The organism is Arthrobacter sp. S2(2024) (assembly GCF_036662515.1).
Taxonomy (GTDB): Bacteria; Actinomycetota; Actinomycetes; order Actinomycetales; family Micrococcaceae; genus Arthrobacter.
In genome coordinates, this window is record NZ_JAYKZI010000001.1 from 98,474 (window position 1) to 121,232 (window position 22,759).

A 22,759-nucleotide genomic window follows, 5' to 3' on the forward strand; every position below is an offset into this window, starting at 1 on the left:
GACGGCTGACATAGCCGGTGACCTCGGCATTCATTCCCTTTGACGATAGCTTTATCCCTATGACATCGAGCGATGCCGAATTTGAAAAGCTGATATCCGACGCCGGCGAGTGGGCTGCCCAGGACCCGGACCCGGTCACTGCGGCAGCGCTGTCCGAGCTGGCCGGACTCGCCTCCAATGGCGTCGCCGCGGCCCGTCAACAGCTTGAAGACAGCTTCAGCGGAACGCTGCAGTTCGGTACCGCTGGGCTCCGTGCCGCCCTCGGTCCTGGTCCCAACAGGATGAACCGCGTAGTGGTGCGCCGGGCAGCGGCAGGTTTGGCGGCCTTCCTCAAGGACGCCGTTGAGGCTGCTGCCCCCGGAACGCGGCCGCGCGCCGTCGTCGGCTATGACGCGAGGCACAACTCGGACGTCTTCGCACGGGAGTCCGCAGCCATCTTCACGGCCGCGGGAATCGAGACCTTCCTGATGCCCTCGGCGCTTCCCACCCCGTTGCTGGCTTACGCGGTCCGTTCGCTTGATTGCGACGGCGGTGTCATGGTCACAGCGAGCCATAACCCGCCGCAGGACAACGGTTACAAGGTGTACTTGGGCGGCCGGGCCGTGGAGGAAAGCGGCCGCGGGTCCCAGATCGTGGCACCCTACGATTCGCAGATCGCGGCAAGCATCGAAGCCGTGGGCCCCTTGGATTCCATCCAACTGGCCGAGTCCGGCTGGACTGAACTGCCCGCTTCCATCACCGGGGAGTATGAGGCCGCGATGGCCGGCCTCGCCGACGTCGAGAATTTCCCGGCCCGTGAACTGAAGATCGTTTTGACCCCCATGCATGGCGTGGGTGGTGAGACTGCGGTGTCTGTGCTGAATGCGGCAGGCTTCACCGACGTCTCACTCGTGGAAGAGCAAGCAGAACCGGATCCGGACTTCCCCACCGTCAGTTTTCCGAACCCGGAAGAGCCCGGCGCACTGGACCTGGCTTTGGCGGCAGCGGCGCGTTTGGGTGCCGATATCGTGCTGGCGAACGACCCCGACGCCGACCGCGCGGCCGTAGCGGCACAGGACCCGGATACGGGTGCTTGGCGGATGTTGCGGGGCGACGAAGTGGGCGCCTTACTTGGGGCACATGTGGTGGCCCGGCACGCCGCGGATGTGCGGCAAGGCGATTCAACACGGGGCGTTTTCGCCAACTCAATCGTCTCGTCCCGGCTGCTTTCCCGCATCGCGGCGGCGGCCGGCTTCGCCCACGAGGAAACGCTCACGGGATTCAAGTGGATTTCCCGGGTGCCGGGACTTGTGTACGGCTACGAGGAAGCCCTGGGCTACTGCGTTGCACCCGAACTCGTCAGGGACAAGGACGGCATTTCCGCCTCCTTGCTCATCGCCGAACTGGCGGCGGCGGCCAACGCCGAAGGAAAGACGATCTTCGACACCTTGGATGAGATCTACCTGGTGCATGGATTGCATGCGAGCGACCAGCTCAGCATCCGGGTGGCGGACCTTGGTTTGCTGGACGCCATGATGAACCGGCTCCGGGCCGATCCGCCGGAGTCCTTTGGCGGTTCCGCCATCGAGACCTTTGTGGATTTGGCCCAGGGAAGCGAGCAACTGCCGCCGACGGACGGCCTCCTCTACCTGACCAAGGACCTAAGCCGCGTCATCATCCGGCCCAGTGGCACCGAGCCAAAGCTCAAGTGCTACCTGGAGGTCATCAAGTCGGTCGGTTCGGCGGCGGAACTCGCCGAAACCCGGCACGCCGCGCGGACCACTTTGGACCACATTCTTGCCGATGTCCGCGAGGCGCTCGGGCTCTGAGCGCTTCGGCTCCACGACGGACGACGGCGGTGCGCGGCTGGGGGCTCCGGGCTACAGTTCGACTTCGATGAAGCCGTCAACCATGCGGGTCTTGAATGCCGGAAGCCGGAGCCCGGGGTTGGAATAGCACTCACCGGTCTGCAGGTCGTAGACCTCCTTGTGCAACGGCGAGGCGATAGTGGGGCGTGATCCCCGGGAGCCGGTGATCCCCCGGGCCATGACATTGGCCAGGGTTGCAGGGTCCTGCTGGGCGACTGCGTAGACATTGTCGGCATCGAGGCGGAAGAGCGCCACCTGCACGCCGTCGATCAACGCCGCCTCGCCCCAAGCCGGTTCCAGCTCGTCCAACGGGCATACACGGTGCCAGCCGGACTCGGTCGGCGCGCTCGTCAGTTGTTCTTCCCGTTCCAGAATGACGGTCATGCCAACCCCTCTCGCTATGCCTGCAGCCGGACAAATGCTGTCCTTTCCTTCAGGCGGTGGCCGCCGAGCGGCCATGTCTTCAAGGTAGGCGGGGAGTGTTTCACTCGAATGCAGTCAATGTGTCGGGTGCGTAAAAGAGACCTCACGGGTCCCGACATCCAATCGTGACCCAGAAGTTAAGATCACGAAACAAAAGGGAAACTGAGGAGAAACTGCCCGTCCGTAGTCTGAAGTGACAAGTTGCGGAGCACGTTCTGCGGCGTATGCGAAAGGCCACCAGTGACCGGACACACTTCCACCCCAGAAAACCAGCGCCGTATTGTTGTCGCCGGCGGAGGCCCTGCGGCCCACCGTTTTGCCGATGCCATGCATACCCGCGGTCTCGAGGGCTGGCACGTCACGGTCCTGACCGAGGAAGCCCACGTTCCGTATGACCGGGTCACCCTGAGCAAGGCGCTGACCGATGTGGACTATGACCTCACCTTGGGCGACATGTCCATGTGGGAGCACGAATCCATCTCCCTGCGCACTGGCGAGCGGGTGGTCAAGATCAACCCCGAAGCCAAATCCGTGGAAACCGCGGCCGGCAACACTTACGACTACGACCACCTGGTGGTGGCCACCGGCTCGGACGCGGCACAGCTCCCCTTCCCTGGCGGTGAGCTCGCCCATGTCTACCGCACCCTCGACGACGTCTGGGCCATCAACAAGGCCATCGCCGAACTCACGGAGAAGCTTGGCCGGACCGTCAGGACCGTGACCATCGGCGGCGGCCTCCTCGGCTTGGAAGCAGCGGCGGGCACCATGGAGTTGGGCGCACAGGCCACCGTCATCAACGGTTCACGCTGGCTCATGAACGCCCAGCTGGACGAGGGCGCAGGCCAGGCACTGGGCCGTCTGGTCACCGCCAAGGGACTCGAAGTCCTGACGGGAACCTACCCCGCCGAAGTATTGTCCGACGACGACGGCCAGGTCACCGGCGTCCTCATGAAGGACGGCCGCGTCATCCCCGCCGACATGGTTATCGCGTCCATCGGCATCCGCCCCCGCGATGAACTGTTCCGCGGAACGGAAGGCGCCGCGGACGGCCCCACCGTTGAACAGCTGTTCGAACTCGGCAAGAAGGGCGGCGTGGTCATCAACGACCACTGCGCCACCCCGGTCCCCGGCATTTGGGCCATCGGCGAAGTCGCCAACTTCGATGGCATGTGCCTGGGGCTCGTGGCTCCGGCGAACACCATGGCTGAGATCGTGGCCGACCGGCTGCACGGCGGCCAAGCGACGTTCCCGGGTTTCGACACCGCGACCAAGCTCAAGCTCTCCGGTGTGGATGTGGCCAGCTTCGGCGATGCGTTCGCCACAACCGAGCACTCCTTGGAGATCGTGTACGCCGACCCCGCCCGCGGCGTCTACCAGAAGATCGTCACCACCGACGATGCCAAGACCCTGCTCGGCGGGATCTTCGTCGGCGACGCCACCCCCTACATGAGCCTGCGCCCCCTGCTCGGCCGCGAACTCCCCGCCGAACCAGGCGCTTACCTCACCGCTGCGGGCGGCGGGGACGCCCCCGAGACCGAACTGCCGGACGACGCGATCCTCTGCTCCTGCAACAACGTCGCCGCAGGCAGCGTCCGCGATGCCATCAACGGCTGCGGTTCCTGCGAGGGCAACGCCCCCGTCCAGGAACTCGGCGAACTAAAGACATGTTCGCGGGCCGGCACCCAGTGCGGTTCGTGCGTGCCGATGATCAAGAAGCTCCTCGAAGGGGAACTGAAGAAGTCCGGCATCGAAGTCTCCAAGGCCCTGTGCGAGCACTTCAGCCTCTCCCGCCAGGAACTCTTCGACGCCATCCGCGTGCTGGAGCTGACCTCCTTCGAGGACATCCTGGCCAAATACGGCACCGGCGCGGGCTGCGACATCTGCAAGCCGACGATCGCGTCGATTCTCGCCTCACAGAACAGTGAATACGTGCTCGGTGCCGGGCGCGGTACCCTGCAGGACACCAACGACCGCGCCTTGGCAAACATGCAAAAGGACGGCACCTACTCCGTGGTCCCCCGCATCGCCGGCGGCGAAATCACGCCGAAGGGCCTGGGTGTCATTGCCCGCGTTGCCGAGAAGTACGGCCTCTACACGAAGATCACCGGCGGGCAGCGGATCGACATGTTCGGGGCCCGCCTCGAACAGCTCCCGGAGATCTGGAAGGAACTCGTCGACGCCGGCTTCGAGTCCGGCCAGGCGTACGGCAAGAGCCTGCGCACCGTGAAATCCTGCGTCGGATCTACGTGGTGCCGCTTCGGTGTCCAGGACTCCGTCGCCATGGCCATCAACCTGGAACTGCGCTACCGCGGCCTGCGCAGCCCGCACAAACTCAAAATGGGCGTCTCCGGCTGCGCCCGCGAATGCGCCGAAGCCCGCGGCAAGGACGTCGGCGTCATCGCCACCGACAAGGGCTGGAACCTCTACGTCGGCGGCAACGGCGGCTTCCTGCCCGCCCACGCCCAGCTCCTCGCCCAGGACCTGGACGACGACACCCTGATCAAATACATCGACCGCTACCTCATGTACTACATCCGCACCGCCGACCGCCTCCAGCGCACCGCCCGCTGGCAGGAAGAACTCGACGGCGGACTCAAACACATCGAAGACGTCATCATCCACGACTCCCTTGGCATCGCGGACGACCTCGAAGCCGCCATGGCCCGGCACATCGACACCTACCAGGACGAATGGGCAGAGACCCTCAAGGACCCCGAGCGCCTGCGCCGCTTCCGTTCCTTCGTGAACGCACCCGACCAGAAGGACGAGGCCATCGCCTTCGTCCCCGAACGCGGCCAAATCCGCCCCGCCACCAACGAGGAAAAGGGCGGCGTCCTCATCGCCAGCACGATCCCCGTTCGCGGCCAGGACTAAGGAGCACAAACCATGCAGCTCACCATCGACCTCACAGGCCGCGACGTTCTGGTCACAGGCTCTACCCACGCCGCGCGGCAAGCCGTACGGCGCTTCGAAGCCGCGGGCGCCGTCGTCCATCGGCTCAGCACTCCCGATGGCGCCGACTCTGACGGCCCGCTGCCCGAACGCCCCTTCCTGGTCGCGGCCGTCGACGACGGCCAGCCCGGCTGGGAGCCCTTGCTCGCACGCTGCCGGGAAGCGGGGATCCCCGTCGCCAGCGAACCGGCTGCTGGCGAGTCCGGGCACGTCACCCTGGTCGGCGGCGGTCCCGGCACCCTCGAGTTGCTGACCATAGGCGCGGTCAACGCGCTGCGGGACGCCGACGTCGTCTTCTACGACCGGCTCGCCCCCTACGCGGAACTGGCGCGACTGACGTCCGCGGAACTGGTGGATGTCGGCAAGCTCCCAGGGCACCACAAGGTCGCCCAATGCGACATCGAAACGCTCATGGTGGACGCCGCGTTGACCGGCAAGAACGTAGTCCGGCTCAAAGGCGGCGACCCTTATGTATTCGGCCGTGGCGGCGAAGAAGTCAGCGCCTGTGTGCAGGCTGGGGTCCCGGTCCGCGTCATCTCGGGCGTCACGAGCGCCATCTCGGTCCCGGCGGCCGCGGGCATTCCCGTCACTCACCGCGAGGTCAGCCACATGTTCACCGTGGTTTCCGGCCATGCACCGCTGACCGAGAAGGAACACACGCACCTGGCCGGACTCGGCGGGACCATCGTGGTCCTCATGGGCATCGGCACCCTCCCCCAGCTCGCTGCCGGGCTCCGGCGGGCCGGGATGGATCCAGCGATGCCCATGGCCGTCGTCGAACGCGGCTACCGCCCCGGGCAGCGCACCACCATCGCCGAACTCGGCACCATTGAAACCGCGGCCGCAGGCTGCACCAACCCGGCCGTCCTGGTCATCGGCGAGGTGGTCCGCGTGGCCGAAGCCAACCGCGATCACACCGAAGCCACCGCAGACCTTGACCTCCTCGCGGCTTCCCTCCTTGAAGCCTGAAAGAACACACATGACTACGCTGAATGCCCTTGATTCCATCGATGCAGGCTCGCCGCTGGCCACCCCTGGACCAAGCGACGATGCGCCGCTGGACGGTTTCCGGATCGGAGTGACTTCACACCGGCGTTCACGTGACCTGATCGAGGCGCTCGAGCGGCGCGGCGCTTCCGTGCTGCACGCTCCGGCTTTGAAGATCGCGCCGGTCCAGGAAGACATCACCCTCATCGAGGACACGAAAACGATCATCGCGGCCAAGCCCGATATCTGCATCGCCACCACCGCCTACGGCATGCGGCGCTGGTGCGAAGCCGCGGACTCCTTCGGCATCGGCGAGCAACTTCTCGATGTGCTGGGGGCCTGCCGCATGTTCGTGCGCGGGCCAAAAGCCCGGGGCGCGGTCCGCGCGGCAGGCCTTGCCGACGTCGGGATCAGCAGTGACGAAACCACCGCCACACTGGTGGACATGCTCCTTCAGGAAGGAGTCCGCGGGAAGACCGTCGCCGTGCAATTGCACGGCTACACCGACGTCCGCCAGTTGGAGCGCCTCCGCATGTCCGGCGCGACGGTCCTCACTGTCACCCCGTACCGCTGGGTAAAGCCCGACGGCGAAGACAAGCTTCCGCGCCTCATCGAAGCCGCCTGCTCCGGGGACTTGGATGTGCTCACCTTTACGAGCGCGCCCGCGGTAGACGCCATGTGGAGCACGGCCCACGAGATGGGCCTGTACCGCCAGCTGATCGAGGCCCTCAAGACCCAGGTGACAGTCGCCGCCGTCGGGCCTGTCACCGCACAGCCGTTGGTCGACGCCGGGCTCAGCCCCCTCATCCCGGACCGCTACCGCATGGGTGCGCTCATCCGGCTCGTCACCGAACATCTGGCCCTGAACCATGTCCGCCGGCTCGACACCCCCGCAGGGCACATCGAGCTGCGCGGCCGCTGTTTGAGGATCGATGGTTCCGTGGTGGAACTGGCCCCGGCTCCGCTGCTCCTGCTGCGCGCGCTTTTGGGAGCCGGGGGCGCGGTGCTGTCCCGAGAGGCCCTTTCCGACCTTCTGGAATTGCGTGGCTCGGTCCACGCCCTGGACATGACGGTGAGCCGCTTGCGGTCCTCGCTGCCGGACGGAAAGCTCGTGGAAACCGTCGTCAAGCGGGGTTACCGGTTGCGCGTCTAGCCCTGGTTCTTGTGGACGAGGTAGATGGCGCCGGTGGTGACGTCTTCCTCCAGCGCTTCCAAGGTCCGGCCACGGGTTTCCGGAACTTGCTTGACGACGAAGACAAGGGCAAGCGCCCCGACGACGGCGAAAAGGAAGAAAGTGCCGGTGATCCCGAGCCCCGCGACCAGCGACGGGAAGAACAGCGAAAGGAATCCGTTGACGACCCAGAGGAAGAAGATCGAGACGCCGGTGCCGAAGCCGCGCATGTGCAGCGGGAAGACCTCCGACAGGTAGACCCACACCGCGACGTTCAGGAACGTCTGCATGGACCCCACGAAGGCAACCACCAGGAAGAGGATCACGTACGGGCGGATCGGGTTGCCGACGGGCAACATCATGGAGGCGAACCCGATGAGCAGGTGGCAGCTGGTGGTCAGCGCGAGGCCCAGAATGAAGGTCTTGCGACGGTCGATCCGGTCCATCAGGGTCAAGGCGATGACGCCGCCGATCACGGCGATCACTCCGGGCGCGGTGTTCGCGATGAGCGCGCCGCTCTCGTTGAAGCCCGACTCGACGAGCACCGTCTGGCCGTAATACATGATCGAGTTGATGCCGGTCAGCTGTTGGGCGACGCCCAAGCCGATTCCCACAAGCAGGATGCGGAACAGGTTCTTGTTGCTGAAGACCGCACGCCAGCCGATCTGCTGGCTCTCCCGCTCCTCCTTGGCGACGTGCTCGACCTCGCCGAGCTCCGCGAGCGCACGGTCCTCGGAACGGACGGACCGAAGCACGGCGAGGGCCTCATCGTGCCGGCCCTTCTCCACCAGCCAGCGCGGCGACTCGGGCACGCGGAGCATGCCGAAGAACAGCGCGATCGCCGGCAACGCGCAGACCGCAAGCATGATGCGCCAGACGCCGGGAACGTCACCCCACACGATGCCGATGATGGCGTTGACGACGAAAGCCGCCAGCTGACCGACGACGATCATGAGCTCGTTGCGGCCCGCCAGGGAACCACGGATCTCGAACGGGGCCATCTCCGCCAGGAACACGGGGACCACCGCCGAGGCGCCGCCCACGGCGAGACCGAGCAGGACGCGGCCGACGACGAGCACGCCGACACTCGGGGTGAACACGCACACCAAGGTGCCGGCGAAGAACAGTACCGCGAGCAGAATGATCGTCTTGCGACGCCCCCACCCGTCGGAGATGCGCCCGCCCGAGAGCGCGCCGATCGCCGCGGCGAAGACGAGCGAGCTGGCGACGATCCCCTCGGTGAACGGGGTGAGGCCGAGTTCGGCCGTCATTGGCCTCAGGGCGCCGTTGATGACACCCGTGTCATAACCGAACAGCAGTCCACCGAAGGTGGCAATCAGGGCGACCAGGCCAAGGCGCTTACGATGCGGGCCGTTGCTCAGGGGAGGAAGCGCGACCGCGCTGCCGACTCCCCTGTGGCTTTGCGTAGCAGACATCAGGACTCCTTTGTCTTGTGATGCGGGTCATACACCCGCTCTGAATAACAGACTAACGCGCGAAAGACTTAAATGTAAGGTCAATCTAACAAATGACTTAATTGAGACTTTCTCCGCCGTGGGAAGATGAGGGCATGGGTCTTGACCGGCAGCTCCGTCCCGCAACACAGAGCGATGTTGCTCGTGAAGTCGGCGTCTCCCGCACGCTCGTGTCTTTCGCCTTCCGTGGTGCTCCAGGCGTCAGCGACGAGACGAAGCAGGCCATCTTCGAGGCGGCAAAACGTCTCGGTTACCGACCCAACGCCGCCGCTGCCGACCTGGCACGCAAGCATCGCTCCGCCGTCGGGCTCTATTTGATGGACATCCACAACGAGGTCTATGCCGACATCCTCAGCGGCGTGAGGATGTCGCTCCCCCAGGCCCACAACCGACTCATCTTAAGCGTCTCCCAGTCAATTGACGGCGTAGACGCGGGAGCCGTGGACTCGCTGATCGAGGCACGGGTGGGGATCATCATCGCCGCAACGCTGCTGGAGCCGGACGAACGGGTGCGGGAACTGGCCCGGATAGTCCCGATCGTCAGCGTCGCGCGGCCAGTACCCGGCGTCGACAGCGTGTATTCCGACGACGCCGCCGGCGCCCGCGCCGCCACCGAACACCTCCTCAGCCTTGGACACACCCGGATCGCCCATCTGGCCGGACCCGATTATGACGGCCATACGGTCCGCCGGAGAAGCTATGAGAAGGCAATGCGCGGCGCCGGCCTGGCTCCCCGGACCGTACCGGCCCATGACTTCACGCAAGATGGCGGAATGCGTGCCGCAAGTGAAATCCTTGACTCAGCGGACCGCCCGACCGCCATCTTCGCCCACAACGACCAGTTCGCGCTGGCGGCACGCGAAGCCGCCTACGCCAGGGGCCTGGCCATTCCCGGGGACCTGTCGCTGGTCGGCTATGACAATTCACGGACCAGCCGGCTCCACGGCATCGAGCTGACGTCCGTCGACCTCCACGCGATGGAACTGGGAAGTGTCGCCGGAGCCGTGGCCATGGACCGGCTCAATCATGCTCAGGCTCCCATCGCGGACGAGCGCCTCATTCCCGAGTTGGTGGTCCGCAACTCAACGGCGCCCGCCCCCATGTGACCCAGCTCATTACCGGCGGGTAACCATCAGGGAACGGGCCACCGCCAAATGGCAACAACAGGGAAACACCACCGAAAAACCCCCCGCCTACGCTGGGCATAGGCACATCAACCACAGCTCAGTTCAGCGAAGGGACCATCATGTCCATCACACCGTCCGCAGGCTCCGTCCACCTCGTCATCGCCGGAGCCGGGCCCGCAGCCCAGGCCCTGGTCCGTCGGCTGACAGGCAACAGCACTACTTCGCGACAGCCGGGAACCACCGTGTTCCCCGGCAACATCACCGTGCTGAGCAACCGCGACGAGTGCCCCGATGCGCTCCTGGAGCTGGCCGCCCTCCCCCAGGTCTCCGTGCGTTTCGGCCAGGCCGCGAGCTTCATCGATGTCCAGGCCCGTACGGTGACCACCACCGAAGGCCTCGAGTTCACCTACGATCAGCTGGTCATTGCCACCGGTTCCGCCCCCATGTACCCGCCGGTGCAGGGCGCAGCACGCAGCCTCAACTACTCCACCATCGACGACGCCGAACCGATCGGCACCGCGGTCAAGGACATCACCAGGGTCCTGGGACGTCGTCCTTTGGGGATTCTGGTTGGTACCGGTCCGGCGGCCGGCCAGGCCGAAGCGGTGCTGCGTGCCCGCGGAGTCCGGCCCATCCGTACCACCTTGCGTCCGGCTGCGGTCATGCCTTCCGTCGCCGGTTCGGTCCTGCCGGCTACCGGAATCGTTTTCGAGGACGGTAGCAGCATGAACGGCGACCTTGTGGTGCTCGCCGAGGAACGGCTCCCCCGCAACGAGCTCGCTGAAAGTGCCGGCCTGCAAACAGCTCCCGACGGCGGCATCAAGGTGGCGCGCGACTTCGCCACTTCAGTGCCGGGCATCTGGGCGATCGGGGACGCCGCCTCCCGGGACGGCATGCGCCTTGGGCTTGTTTTGTCCTCGAATGCCGCAGCGGCTCACTGCGCCGCCCGGCTTGAGGAAGACGCCAGGCTCCGCACTTCCAGTGCCACCCAGTCCCCGGGTTCCGCGCGCTCCGCAGCCGCCTAAGGGAGCCTCCACGGCAGCCGGGCAGTGTGGCAAGATGGTCATTTGATGAGCCGCGACCCTTGCGGCACACCGGGCCCGCCACGGAAGGACCTCCATGAGCAACGAAGCCTCGAGCGTACTGGACAACAGTGCAAGCATCGCTTCATACATCGACCACACTCTTCTCAAGCCAGAGGCCAGCGAGGCCGAGGTGCGCCAAGTCTGTGCCGAGGCGGCTGAGTACAAGTTCAAGTCGGTGTGCGTCAACCCGATTTGGGTCAAGACCGTCACGAAGGCGCTCAAGGGTTCCGGAGTCCTCACCTGCTCGGTTGTCGGCTTTCCGCTGGGCGCCACCCCCAGCGACGTCAAGGCTTTCGAAGCACGCGGTGCCGTATTGGATGGCGCCGATGAAATCGACATGGTGATCAACATCGCCGCGGCCCGCGCCGGGGACAAAGGCGCATTGGTGGATGACATCACGACAGTGGCGGAGGCGGTCCACGCGGGTGGAGCCATCCTCAAGGTCATCATCGAGACCGCCCTGCTGACTGATGAGCAGAAGGTCCTGGCTTGCGAGGCGTCGGTGGAGGCCGGGGCGGACTTCGTGAAGACCTCGACCGGTTTCAACGGTGGCGGCGCCACGGTGGAAGATGTAGCCCTCATGCGCAAGACGGTAGGCCCGGATCTCGGCGTCAAGGCCTCGGGTGGAGTACGTTCCCTCGCCGATGCACAGGCTATGATTGCTGCTGGTGCAACACGTATCGGTGCGAGCTCCGGAATTGCCATCGTCAAAGGTGAACAAGGTTCATCCGCGTACTGAGTTTCCCGGCAGCCGCCATAGTTTTTGAGCCCCCCGGGGCCGAGGAGGAAAGCATGTCCCAGAACGCCAGCCAGCCCATCGAAAAAGAGAACCCCATGGGCCAGAGCATTCTGCTCTTTGTATTCAGCATGGTCCTGTTCCTGGGCGCCATCTACTCCTTGACTTTCCTGACCCTGGAGAACACCTGGCCGATGGCCGTCTGCCTGGTCCTCTTTGGCCTCGCCTTCTGGATCCCGCAGACCATTCTCGGCCGCTCCAACTCGGCGGGCGAAAGCTAAGACCTAACCGCAAAACTGTGGCCCCGGACATTTAGTCCGGGGCCACAGTTGTTTAAGTGCGACTCCTTCGAAACCAAGTAGTACCACTCGCATGGGGCTGAAAAAACGGGTAACACCACTCGTTGTTTGTTAAAGACCGCCCATGCCAGCATGTGGTCATCGATTGAATGGGCAATCGAAGCAAGGGTTGGAAATTTCGAATTCATTGCCGCTGTCGCCTGTTCTGGGGAATACCAATTCACAAAGGAGTCTCACTCATGCGCAAATTCAGCAAAAAGGGAAAAGTCTACGCGGCAGCAGCAACACTCGCCCTCGTGGCAGCAAGCGGCGGAGCGGCTTATGCCTACTGGAGCACCACCGGTAGCGGATCTGGCGGAGCGGCCAACTCGGCCGGCGGCGGAACGGTGACGCTGCACGCAAACTTCGCCCCGGGACTTGCCCCCGGTAACTCGACGTCTGTCGCCTACACGGCCGACAATGCGAGCAACACTGACACAGTGGTGGGAGCCCTCACAGCAACGGTATCCACCAGCGACCCCACGCATTGCCTCGCTACCTGGTTCACGGTCACGGCGGTGACCTCGACTTCGCCCGTGGCACACAACTCAACCGGCACGTCCGTCGGCAGCGGAACACTGACCTTCCTCAACGACGCCGCGAGCCAAGACTCCTGCAAAAGCGCCACGGTTACCGTCACGGTCGGAAGTCTCTAGTAATTCAACTGGTGGGTCCATCACGGGCCCACCAGTTGTCGCTGTGCGTTCGCTTGAGAAAAACCCACGAAAACAGATCTAGAGGAGGCCCAGGTGCCGAGCATTCCGGAGTTATTCCACTCGCCGCTTCGCATCGTCCGAGCGGGAGCCAAAGTGCTTCTGGCGGGCCTCCTTTTGGTGACTCTCACATCGGGCGTGGTGCTTGCCGCCAGTAGTAATGGCAGTGGAAACCAGAACACGCCAAAAGCCATCACCTTGCAGCTTGCGCCAAGCAGCAGATCCGTCACGCAGGGGACTTCGGCGAGCTACAACGTCGTGGTCCAGTCTTCGGGCGGCTTTGTCGGCAACGTCTCACTCTCGATCTCAGGTCTGCCGGCAGGAGCCACAGCATCGTTTTCGCCTGCGGTTGTCGCCGTCGGGCCGGGATCCGCGACGGCAAACCTCGACGTTTCCACGACTTCAGCAACACCTCTTGGAACCTACTCCCTGAGCCTCAAGGGCACCAGCGGGACGCTACAGTCCGCCGTCGTCGTCGTTTCCTTGACGGTGACCGCCGGCCAGCACCAGCCGTTCACCATCTCAGGCGACCCCACCGGCCTGCTGGCACCGGGCAACTCGGTGCCGATTAATCTTCAATTAACGAACCCGGGCAATTCCAGCCTCAACGTCACGGGCCTTACCGTTTCCGTGACAGGAGTTACCCGGAATGCCCAGGCCGTGGCGAACAACCGGCCGTGCAATCCTTCGGACTATTCAGTAACCCAATTCAGCGGCAACTATCCGATCGCCGCCCCGCCAGGGAATTCCTCGCTCTCGTCGAGCGGTATTCCGGCGTCTCGGTGGCCACAGATAACAATGCTGGACACTTCGCTCAACCAGGACGGTTGCAAAGGCGCAACACTCCAGATTTCCTACTCCGGGACGGGACAGGGCAATTGAAATGCGGGCAACTGACATGAAAGCGAACAGGTGGATGAAGGCCGGCTCCTTGGCTGCAGCCAAAACAGCCGCGACGGCTGCCGTGCTCAGCCTGGTGCTGGGTGTCGGATCGGCCTACGCCTATTGGTCCACCGTCGGGATCGGCAGCGGCTCGGCAGCCAGCGCCACCATGCAGACAGTGACCGTGGACGCCTTCGTTGCCGGTGACAGTCCCGCTACCACCCTCATCCCGGGAGGTACCGCGGACGCCATCGTGCGGGCAAGCAATCCGAATGCCTTCGCGGTGCAAGTGTACGGTTTCACCGCGAACGGAACAGCCACCGCGGATGCATCCCACCCGCTGTGCACCACTACGGGCGTGACGTTCAATGCTCCCGGCGCTCCTTTGACGCCAACGGTTTCCATACCGGCGAATTCCTCCATTCTGATCACCCTGCCAGCAGCCGCGTCGATGTCGACGGCTTCACAATCCAGCTGCCAAGGCGCTGTATTCCACCTTCCAGTGACGATGGCGGTCCGCAAATGAACAAGTCCAAGCACTCTGCAGGCCGCGGAAACAATCGGGCGGTCCGCAGTCGCGTGACGTGGACGCTCCTTGCGGTGCTGTTCATCTCCTGGGGCGGCCCGGCAGCCAACGCCTTTTGGCAGTCGCTGAGCAGCAGCAACTTCGGGGCGGCAAAAGCCGACAGCATGCCGCAAGGCGGCACTCCCTCTGCGTCCCTGAGCGGTACGAATGTCACCGTCAGCTGGGCGGCTGTTTCCACACCGGCCGGACATGCAGTGACGGGTTACACCGTCGCCCGCTACACCTCTGCGAGCGGTGGTACCGCGGTGGCCGCAGGAGGCGGATGCGCGGGCACGGTGACCACCCTTAGTTGCGTTGAACAAGGCGTGCCAGGCGGCTCCTGGTACTACACAGTCACGCCTGTCATCTCCTTGTGGGCCGGCGCTGAAAGCGCACGCAGTTCTGCAGTCAATACTGATTCGACGCCCCCCACTATTAGCGTGACCTCGGTTTCCCCGACGCCGAACACGGCAGGCTTCAACCGCACGGGCACGGTCACGGTCAACCTCGCCGCCGTGGACAATACCGGCGGTTCGGGCGTTGCGAACATCAACTACGCGGTCGACGGCGGCAGCACAGTGACGGTCAACGCCGCCACGGCGGCCGTAAGCGTCAGCGGCGACGGCAACCACTCGGTGTCCTACTTCGCCACTGACGTCGCCGGGAACGCCAGCACCCTGCAGACCCAAACGGTCAAGATCGATACCACTGCCCCGGTGGTGGGAGTTGCCTCAATCTCGCCAACGCCAAACTCCTTGGGCTACAACAGGACCAGCACGGTGACGGTTAACCTCAGCGCGACAGACGCCGGCGGTTCGGGCGTCGCGTCGATTACCTACCATGTGGACGCCCTTCCCCCGGTCACCGTCAACGCGGCCACAGCCGCGGTGAGTGTCAGCGGCGGTGACGGCACTCATACGGTGTTCTACTCCGCCACTGATATCGCAGGGAACACCAGCAATTCCCAAACTCAAACGGTCAAGATCGACACTACGGCCCCGGCTGTCAGCTCGGTCACCATGGCCAACGGTGGGACAGGAAAGACAGCCGATTTAGGAGATACGCTCACCATCGTCTTCTCGACCGACATGGACGCACACACCCTGTGCAGTGGTTGGGATTCGACGTCCGCCACCCTGACTGCCACCGGCACCGCCAGTATCAGCGCAGGCAACGTATTGACGTTCGTTGGCTCCACCTGCCCGGCGCCAGCATTTGGCAGCGTCTCCCTTGGTGCCGCCTACAACACAGGCACCTCGGCTCGAACCTTCTCGGCAACCATGGCCTGGACCCAGTCCTCCGGAACCCTCGTCATCACCTTCACCTCCAACGGCTCGGGTGGCACCGCGGGAACTGGCCTCTCACCGGCTACTCCGGTCTACTCTCCGGCAACGGGCGCTACTGACAAGGCTGGCAACCCTGTTGGAACTGTGACCGCCGGCGGCCAATCGAAGTTCTGAGATCCACCGTCAACCACCCAGCCCCACCATGAGTGCCAGGAGGGCAGGCCACTGGTTCCGGAGCAATGCCCACGCCGCCAGGCCAAGCCCGACCATGGCGTAGCCGCTCACGGGAATCAGGACCAGCCATTCCCGCCGTGAGCCGGCCTTGCCAAGCAACGGGATGGAGAACGCGCCGTTGGCCCGCCAAATCCCGCTGACAAGGGGCAGCTTGCGCCAGAACTTGGGCGGTTTGATGACGATGGGCCACAACAGCGGCACTCCCCCGGTGGTGATCATGTCGCCCGCAATGTGGACCACGACGCCGGTGAGCATGGCCAAGGGCAGCCAGCTCCACTGATGCGGAGCGAACCACGTGACCAGCCCGGCCATGGCGAGCGCGAAGATCCAATTGGAGATCCACCCCGAGTTCGGGAACAGCTTCAGTGCTTTTGCGGCCAGGTTGATCATGAACATGCACAACAGTCCGGCACCCACGGACAAACGGCCTACGGGAGTGTCCAGCTGGAACTGGGCGGCCATGGCGGCGAGCACCACGAAAGCCGAAGCGCCCAGCAGCGAATGGGTTCCCTGCCGGTGCCCTCCGCTGGCCTTCTCGATCCCGACGGCGATCACGTTGGACAGCGGCGGCAGCGAGTGGGCGATGGTGCTTGAGCGGTGGTCCCAATCGCACACCAAGGCAGTTCCCGCCGTCGTCATCGCTCCGATGAGGATTCCGGTGGCGTCCAGCGGGTACCAGCCCAAGGCGTACGGGCCGGTTGAAGCGATAGCTATCCACGCCGCGGCCCCGGACGCGGCGTGGTGTCCTCCCATCAAGCTTCAGCCCGCAGTCTGGGTGGCCGGCGAAGCCGCGAAGATAGCTTCGATTACCGTGTTGGCCCACTCCAGGATTTCGGCGTCCTGCAGGTCGCGGCCGCCGATCCTTGCCGTCTTCGGCTTGGGGAGCAATACGGCGTCGAGGGCCGGCTTGATCTGCGATCCCGGGTACATGCGGTTGAGCCGCATGACCTTGGATTCAGGTAACTGGGCGGGCGAGAAACGGATGAAGTTGCCTTGGAGCGCGACGTCGGACAGCCCGGCTTCGCGGGCACCCACCCTGAAGCGGGCGACGGCGATCAGGTTCTTCGCGGGCAGCGGCGGCTCTCCGTACCGGTCGACGAGTTCGGCCAATACCTCGTCGATGGCCTCATTGGTGATGGCTGCGGCCAGTTTCCTGTAGGCCTCAAGGCGCAGGCGTTCACCCGGCACATAATCGTGCGGCAAGTGGGCGTTGACGGGCAGCTCGATCTTCATGTCTGCGGCCTTCTCTTCGGCCTCGCCGCGGTATTCGGCCACGGCTTCGCCCACCAGGCGGATGTACAGGTCGAAGCCAACCCCTTGGATGTGCCCGGACTGTTCCCCGCCCAGCAGGTTGCCGGCACCGCGGATTTCGAGGTCCTTCATGGCCAACTGCATGCCCGCGCCAAGCTCGTTGTGGGCCGCGACGGCCTTGAGCCGTTCGAGCGCCACCTCGCCCAACGGCTTCTCGGAGGGGTACAGGAAGTAGGCGTAGGCGCGTTCCCGGCCACGGCCCACGCGGCCACGCAACTGGTGGAGCTGGGAGAGGCCGTACTTGTCTGCGCCGTCCACAATCAGGGTGTTGGCATTGGAAATATCCAGGCCGGTTTCGATGATGGTGGTGCAGACCAGGACGTCAAAACGCTTCTCCCAGAAATCCACGATGATCTTTTCCAGGCGGCTCTCGGACATCTGCCCATGCGCCACTTCGACGCGGGCTTCGGGGACGAGTTCCCGGATCTGGGCGGCGATGCGCTCAATCGAGGACACCCGGTTGTGGACGAAGAAGACCTGGCCTTCGCGCATGAGTTCGCGCCGGATCGCCGCGGAGGTCTGCTTGTTGGTGAACGGCCCGACGTACGTCAGCACGGGGTGCCGCTCCTCCGGCGGTGTGGCCAGCGTGGACGTTTCGCGGATGCCCGTGAGGGACATCTCCAAGGTACGCGGGATGGGAGTGGCGCTCATGGCCAGGACGTCCACGTTGGTGCGCATCTTCTTGAGCGCTTCCTTGTGCTCCACACCGAAGCGCTGCTCCTCGTCCACGATCACCAGGCCAAGGTCCTTGAACTCGAAGTCCTTGGACAGCAGGCGGTGCGTGCCAATGACCACGTCCACGGAGCCGTTCTTGACTCCCTCCATGGTTTCCTTGGCTTCCTTCGCGCCTTGGAAGCGGGACAGCGGCTTGACGCGCAGAGGGAATCCGGAGAATCGCTCGGTGAATGTCTCATAGTGCTGCTGGGCGAGCAGCGTGGTGGGAACCAGTACCGCGACCTGCTTGCCGTCCTGCACCGCCTTGAACGCGGCCCGGACCGCGATCTCGGTCTTTCCGTAGCCGACGTCTCCCGAGACCAGGCGATCCATGGGGATCTCGCGTTCCATGTCGGCCTTGACCTCGTTGATGGTGGTGAGCTGGTCCGGCGTCTCCACATACGGGAAGGCTTCCTCAAGTTCCCGCTGCCACGGCGTGTCCGGCGCGAAGGCATGTCCGCGCGAGGCCATGCGGGCGGAGTACAGCCTGATGAGCTCGCCCGCGATTTCCTTGACAGCTTTCCGGGCCTTGGACTTGGTGCTCGCCCAGTCCGCCCCGCCCATCTTGCTCAACGAGGGCGTATCGCCGCCGACATAGCGGGTCACCTGGTCCAGCTGGTCCGTGGGCACGAAAAGCCGGTCGCCGGGGGCACCGCGCTTGGACGCCGCGTATTCGAGCACGAGGTACTCGCGAAGACCGGCGTCTCCCCCGGAAGAACCGGCAGACGAGCCGGCCACCTTGCGCTGGATCAGCTCCACGAACTTCCCGATCCCGTGCTGTTCGTGGACCACGAAGTCACCGGCGTGCAGCTGGAGGGGGTCGACGGCGTTGCGCCGCTTCGAGGGCATGCGCCGCATGTCTTTCGTGGACCCGGCCGACGAGCGGCCCAGGAGGTCCGCTTCCGTGAGCAGCCCCAGCTTGAGGCCGTCCAGCACAAAACCGCGTCCGACGGCGGCAGTGGTCACCTCGATGATGCCCGCCTGGGGTTCGTGGGCCAGGGAGTCGACGCGGGAACACGGGATATCAGCATCATGGAACAACTCGGCGAGACGCTGGGCAGGACCGGGCCCGTCCGTCGCCACCACGATGCGCCACTGGTCCCGCACATGGGAACCGATGAATTCGAGCATCTCCGCGACGTCTCCCTGGTAGCCGCGCGGTTCACGGGCGTGCAAGTTCAGGACGTCGATGTCGAGGACCAGGTCCTCGTCCGTCGCCAAGGACGTGATGGACCACCAGGAGACCCCGTGGGCCAGTGCTGCGCTCCGGGTGTCCGTCAAGGATTGGAAGCTGGCCGCATGCAACGCCGAGGCGGCTTGGGAGCCCAGTACCGAGTCGAGATCGAGGGGAGCCGTCCCGCCGTCGGACGCCGTGGACCAGGCTGCCTCGAGGAATTCCTCGTTGGTCGCCGCGAGGTCATGGGCTCGGGTCCGGACCTTTTCCGGTTCGATGACCACACCGATGGAACCGGCCGGCAGCTGGTCCACGAAAGGCACCATGGCGTCCACCAGGACGGGCGCCAGGGACTCCATGCCCTCGACGGCGATGCCGCCCGCGATCTTTTCCAACATGTCCGCGGCGGCCGGCATCTCGGCCTTGAGCCTTGCCGCCCGGGACATGACGGACGGCGTGATGAGGATTTCCCGGCACGGCGGGGCGTGCAATTCGCTGGGGTGGTGCACGGCCGGACCGGAGAGCGAACGCTGGTCTGCCACCGCAAACCAGCGCATCTGGTCCACTTCGTCGCCGAAGAATTCCACCCTGATCGGGTGGTCCTCGGTGGGTGGGAAAACGTCCAAAATACCGCCCCTGACGGCGAATTCACCACGGTGGGTCACCATGTCCACGCGGGAATAGGCAGCGTCGGCAAGGCGGCGTACCACGTCGCTGAAGGGCATTTCCTGCCCCACCCTCAACGTCACCGGGACCAGTTCTCCGAGGCCCGCCACGACCGGCTGGACCACGGCGCGAACCGGCGCCACGACCACCCGCAAGGGACCCGCCGTCGAGCTCTCCGGGTGGGCAAGGCGGCGAAGGACCGAGAGCCTGCGGCCCACTGTGTCCGAGCGCGGGGAGAGCCGTTCGTGCGGCAGGGTTTCCCAGCTGGGGAAGGCCGCCACCGAGTCCGCCGGGAGATAGGCAGCCAAGGCCTCGGTGAGGTCCTCGGCTTCGCGGCCCGTTGCCGTCACGGCCAGCACCACGGCGCTGTCTTCAAGACTCTGGGAGGCGAGGCCATCGGCCATCTCGGCCAGCAGCGCGGCCCTCAGGCCCGCGGGGGCGCTGATCTGGTAGTCGGAACTGCGTTCGGTGAAGGCCCGGGAGGCCTCGGGCCGGACCCGGGCGAAGGTCCGGTCCTCACCCAGGGCCCGACGCAATCCATCAAGGGATGCGACAGTGCCGGCAGGGCTGATTCCTGAGTTGACCGCTGACGGTTGGCCTTTGGGGCTCATGGATGGCACTCCTGGAGTGGGGAAGGCAGCACGAAAACCCGAAATTCTCTCGAATCCCGGGGCGTTCCTAGCCTACCCCGCCCACACCGTAGGATGTTTGGGAGCCGCAAGAGCTTTCAACCGAGATATTCACGGAGGACCCCCATGGCCCTGAACGCATCCACCACCCTGCCCTACGGCGTCGACCGCGTAGCCGCCACTTTCATCGACGAAGACTTCCTGCGCCACACGAGCGAGTATGTCGGCGGCACTTTGGAATCATTCCAGATCGACGGCGACGTCGCCGGCGCCTTCACCACCACCACGGTCCGCACGTTGCCCACCACGCGCCTCCCGGAGATCGCCCGGAAGTTCGTGGGCGAGAAGCTCACCGTCACCCAGACCGAGAAGTGGGACGCCCCGACGGCCGACGGCTCGCGGACCAGCAACATCTCCCTCAAGATCTCCGGCGCCCCGCTGGATGTCACCGCAACGCAGCGCCTGGTGGCCGACGGCGGCAGCACCCGCGTCGAGCTCGAAGGTGCCGTCACGTCGTCGGTTCCGTTCCTCGGCGGCAAGATCGCCGACGCAGCCGAACCGATGGTGGGCAAGGCCTTGAACATCCAGTCCCAGCAGGCCCAGGCCTGGCTCGAAAGCCACTAGCGTGCAGTTGGCAGCCGGGCTGTCGATCGTGCTGATCGTCGCGGGTGCGTGGTCCCTCATCGTGTGGCCACAGTTCCTGCGCCGGGTCATGTCGGACCCCCGTGCCCGCGACGCCAACGGGAAGGCCACGAAGTTCCTCACCGTCCACGTCGTGCTGGTCGCCATCTCCATGGTGCTCGGACTCGCGACGGCGGTCATCGGGATCACGGCGCTGCTCACGTAACGCCCCTTCCGGCCCCAACTGACTCGCATTTGTTGTCGTTATGACGCCTCATAACGACATTAACTGCGAGCTAGTTGGGGCCTCGGCGGGGTAGGTGACCGTTCCGCTAAAATAGAACACAGGTGCGCCGGGAAGTCTGGTCGGCAATAGTTTTGTTGACCCCGCACTCCCCAAGGAGCCACATGGCGAACCGCCCCCACGACGCTGCCCCCTCAAGGGTATTCAGCAGATCCAGTTTCCCGGAATATCAACGGATCCTGGCTATTCTCCGCACTGAAACCGTTGGTGGCGCGCTTTTGCTCGCCGCTACTGTGGCCGCACTCGCCTGGGCAAACTCGCCCCTTGCCAACGGCTACTTCGCGCTGCGCGAAGTGAAGATCGGCTACGCTCCCTGGCATCTGGAATTGAGCCTGGGCCACTGGGCCTCCGACGGGCTCTTGGCCGTTTTCTTCTTTATCGCCGGACTGGAACTCAAGCGTGAATTCGTGGCCGGGGAACTGCGGAAGCCGGCAAAAGCGATCGTTCCGGTGGCGGCAGCGGTGGGCGGCGTGGTTCTTCCCGCGCTCATCTATGTGGTGATCAACCTCGGCTCGGGCGCGGAAACACTCAAGGGCTGGGCCATCCCTACTGCCACTGACATCGCTTTCGCGTTGGCCGTCCTGGCCGTCATCAACACGCATTTGCCCGCGCCATTGCGGACCTTCCTGCTGACACTGGCAGTGGTGGACGACTTGATTGCCATCGGCATCATCGCCTTCTTCTACTCGAGCGGCCTACAGCCCTTCATGCTGCTGGCCGCCGCGGTGCCCTTGGCCCTCTTTACGTTCCTGGTCCAGAAACGCGTCCGCAGCTGGTACCTGCTGCTCCCCTTGGCCGCAGCCACGTGGGCCTTCATCCATGCCTCGGGCATCCACGCCACCGTGGCCGGGGTCCTGCTTGGTTTCGCGGTGCCGGTCGTAGCCTCAGGCAAGAACGGCGAACCTGCCGCCGGGCTCGCCGAAAGCTTCGAACACCGCTTGCGTCCCTTCTCCGCCGGCTTTGCGGTGCCTGTTTTCGCTTTCTTCTCCGCCGGCGTGGCTTTGGGCGGGGCCGAAGGACTGGGAGCGGCCCTGCGCGATCCCGTGGCGGCGGGCATCGTCCTGGCCCTCGTGGCCGGCAAGACGGCTGGAGTGCTCGGCACCACGTTCCTCATCACCAAGACCACCCGCGCGCGGCTGGATGACGGCCTGGCATGGATCGACGTCGCAGGGCTGGCCATGCTGGCGGGCGTCGGTTTCACCGTCTCGCTCCTGATCGCCGAGCTGGGCTTCGGTAGCGGTTCTCCGCACGACGACCACGCGAAAGTGGCCATCCTCGCCGGTTCCCTCGCCGCGGCGGTGCTTGCCGCCGTCGTACTCAAAGCCCGTAACCGGCACTACCGCCACGTGGTGCGGGAGGAGCTAAGGGACGACGACGGCGACGGCGTGCCTGACGTTTTTACCCGCGCCTGACGTGCCGGGACCGCATACGAGTAGCCCGCATTTTAATGCGAGTAATGCCCTTTTCAATTGGGGTGGTCGGCACGCTGTTTGGGCGGTATCTGCAGGAATACCTTGCT

General features: G+C 64.9%; 19 protein-coding genes. 15 read left to right on the forward strand and 4 right to left on the reverse strand.

The genetic code is table 11. The annotated features are described in order from the left end of the window. Positions 1 to 59 precede the first annotated feature (59 nt). Positions 60 to 1,808 (forward strand): phospho-sugar mutase, encoded by a 1,749-nt coding sequence (locus VLA65_RS00415; RefSeq protein WP_332601494.1) that lies wholly within the window; start codon positions 60 to 62, stop codon positions 1,806 to 1,808. Between the two features lie 51 nt (positions 1,809 to 1,859). Here VLA65_RS00415 and nirD read toward each other — a convergent pair whose 3' ends face one another. Further along, complete coding sequence (gene nirD / locus VLA65_RS00420) at positions 1,860 to 2,231, reverse strand: nitrite reductase small subunit NirD (RefSeq protein ID WP_284989798.1); 372 nt, start codon at positions 2,229 to 2,231, stop codon at positions 1,860 to 1,862. A 279-nt stretch (positions 2,232 to 2,510) separates the two neighbouring features. Here nirD and nirB point away from each other — a divergent pair, with 279 nt between their 5' ends. Genes nirB through VLA65_RS00435 form a run of 3 tightly spaced genes read left to right on the forward strand, consistent with a single transcriptional unit; the run spans position 2,511 to position 7,362 of the window. Continuing rightward, entirely contained in the window at positions 2,511 to 5,144 is a 2,634-nt protein-coding gene (gene nirB / locus VLA65_RS00425) for a nitrite reductase large subunit NirB (RefSeq protein WP_332601495.1), read from the forward strand. Between the two features lie 12 nt (positions 5,145 to 5,156). Beyond that, positions 5,157 to 6,191, forward strand: a complete 1,035-nt coding sequence (gene cobA / locus VLA65_RS00430; RefSeq protein ID WP_332601496.1) for a uroporphyrinogen-III C-methyltransferase — start codon at positions 5,157 to 5,159, stop codon at positions 6,189 to 6,191. A 10-nt stretch (positions 6,192 to 6,201) separates the two neighbouring features. After that, entirely contained in the window at positions 6,202 to 7,362 is a 1,161-nt protein-coding gene (locus VLA65_RS00435) for a uroporphyrinogen-III synthase (protein ID WP_332601497.1), read from the forward strand. On the opposite strand, the gene VLA65_RS00440 is transcribed toward VLA65_RS00435, so the two are convergent. After that, complete coding sequence (locus tag VLA65_RS00440; protein ID WP_332601498.1) at positions 7,359 to 8,816, reverse strand: sugar porter family MFS transporter; 1,458 nt, start codon at positions 8,814 to 8,816, stop codon at positions 7,359 to 7,361. The two genes, VLA65_RS00435 and VLA65_RS00440, sit on opposite strands and share 4 nt — an antisense overlap. A gap of 134 nt (positions 8,817 to 8,950) precedes the next feature. Between VLA65_RS00440 and VLA65_RS00445 the strand changes: the two genes are divergently transcribed. From VLA65_RS00445 to VLA65_RS00480, 8 genes are all read left to right on the forward strand, one after another. Beyond that, the gene (locus tag VLA65_RS00445) at positions 8,951 to 9,961 is read left to right on the forward strand and encodes a LacI family DNA-binding transcriptional regulator (RefSeq protein WP_332601499.1); all 1,011 of its coding nucleotides are present in this window, start codon (positions 8,951 to 8,953) and stop codon (positions 9,959 to 9,961) included. 140 nt (positions 9,962 to 10,101) lie between these two features. Continuing rightward, complete coding sequence (locus tag VLA65_RS00450; protein ID WP_332601500.1) at positions 10,102 to 11,007, forward strand: FAD-dependent oxidoreductase; 906 nt, start codon at positions 10,102 to 10,104, stop codon at positions 11,005 to 11,007. A 94-nt stretch (positions 11,008 to 11,101) separates the two neighbouring features. Beyond that, the gene (gene deoC, locus VLA65_RS00455; RefSeq protein ID WP_284989805.1) at positions 11,102 to 11,806 is read left to right on the forward strand and encodes a deoxyribose-phosphate aldolase; all 705 of its coding nucleotides are present in this window, start codon (positions 11,102 to 11,104) and stop codon (positions 11,804 to 11,806) included. A 53-nt stretch (positions 11,807 to 11,859) separates the two neighbouring features. After that, the gene (locus tag VLA65_RS00460) at positions 11,860 to 12,084 is read left to right on the forward strand and encodes a hypothetical protein (protein WP_284989806.1); all 225 of its coding nucleotides are present in this window, start codon (positions 11,860 to 11,862) and stop codon (positions 12,082 to 12,084) included. 257 nt (positions 12,085 to 12,341) lie between these two features. Continuing rightward, entirely contained in the window at positions 12,342 to 12,797 is a 456-nt protein-coding gene (locus VLA65_RS00465; protein WP_332601501.1) for a hypothetical protein, read from the forward strand. Between the two features lie 177 nt (positions 12,798 to 12,974). Then, positions 12,975 to 13,736: a COG1470 family protein gene (locus VLA65_RS00470; RefSeq protein ID WP_332601502.1), complete on the forward strand. Its 762-nt coding sequence runs from the start codon at positions 12,975 to 12,977 to the stop codon at positions 13,734 to 13,736. Positions 13,737 to 13,752: 16 nt separating this feature from the next. After that, positions 13,753 to 14,262, forward strand: a complete 510-nt coding sequence (locus tag VLA65_RS00475; RefSeq protein ID WP_306961253.1) for a hypothetical protein — start codon at positions 13,753 to 13,755, stop codon at positions 14,260 to 14,262. Further along, positions 14,259 to 15,761, forward strand: a complete 1,503-nt coding sequence (locus VLA65_RS00480) for an OmpL47-type beta-barrel domain-containing protein (RefSeq protein ID WP_332601503.1) — start codon at positions 14,259 to 14,261, stop codon at positions 15,759 to 15,761. The genes VLA65_RS00475 and VLA65_RS00480 overlap by 4 nt, the downstream gene beginning before the upstream one ends. A 9-nt stretch (positions 15,762 to 15,770) precedes the next feature. On the opposite strand, the gene VLA65_RS00485 is transcribed toward VLA65_RS00480, so the two are convergent. Together VLA65_RS00485 and mfd are read right to left on the reverse strand one after the other, a co-directional pair. After that, positions 15,771 to 16,574 carry a metal-dependent hydrolase gene (locus VLA65_RS00485; protein WP_332601504.1) on the reverse strand — a complete coding sequence of 268 codons (804 nt, stop codon included), beginning with the start codon at positions 16,572 to 16,574 and terminating at the stop codon, positions 15,771 to 15,773. A 6-nt stretch (positions 16,575 to 16,580) separates the two neighbouring features. Then, positions 16,581 to 20,297, reverse strand: coding sequence for a transcription-repair coupling factor (mfd, locus tag VLA65_RS00490; protein ID WP_306961244.1), 3,717 nt, complete (start codon positions 20,295 to 20,297; stop codon positions 16,581 to 16,583). Positions 20,298 to 20,441: 144 nt separating this feature from the next. Here mfd and VLA65_RS00495 point away from each other — a divergent pair, with 144 nt between their 5' ends. The 3 genes from VLA65_RS00495 to nhaA all read left to right on the forward strand — a co-directional run bounded on the left by VLA65_RS00495 (position 20,442) and on the right by nhaA (position 22,652). Next, entirely contained in the window at positions 20,442 to 20,939 is a 498-nt protein-coding gene (locus tag VLA65_RS00495) for a DUF2505 domain-containing protein (RefSeq protein ID WP_284989813.1), read from the forward strand. A gap of 1 nt (position 20,940) precedes the next feature. After that, complete coding sequence (locus VLA65_RS00500) at positions 20,941 to 21,162, forward strand: SCO4848 family membrane protein (protein WP_059387919.1); 222 nt, start codon at positions 20,941 to 20,943, stop codon at positions 21,160 to 21,162. Between the two features lie 182 nt (positions 21,163 to 21,344). Continuing rightward, positions 21,345 to 22,652, forward strand: a complete 1,308-nt coding sequence (nhaA, locus tag VLA65_RS00505) for a Na+/H+ antiporter NhaA (protein WP_332601505.1) — start codon at positions 21,345 to 21,347, stop codon at positions 22,650 to 22,652. Positions 22,653 to 22,759: the final 107 nt, after the last annotated feature.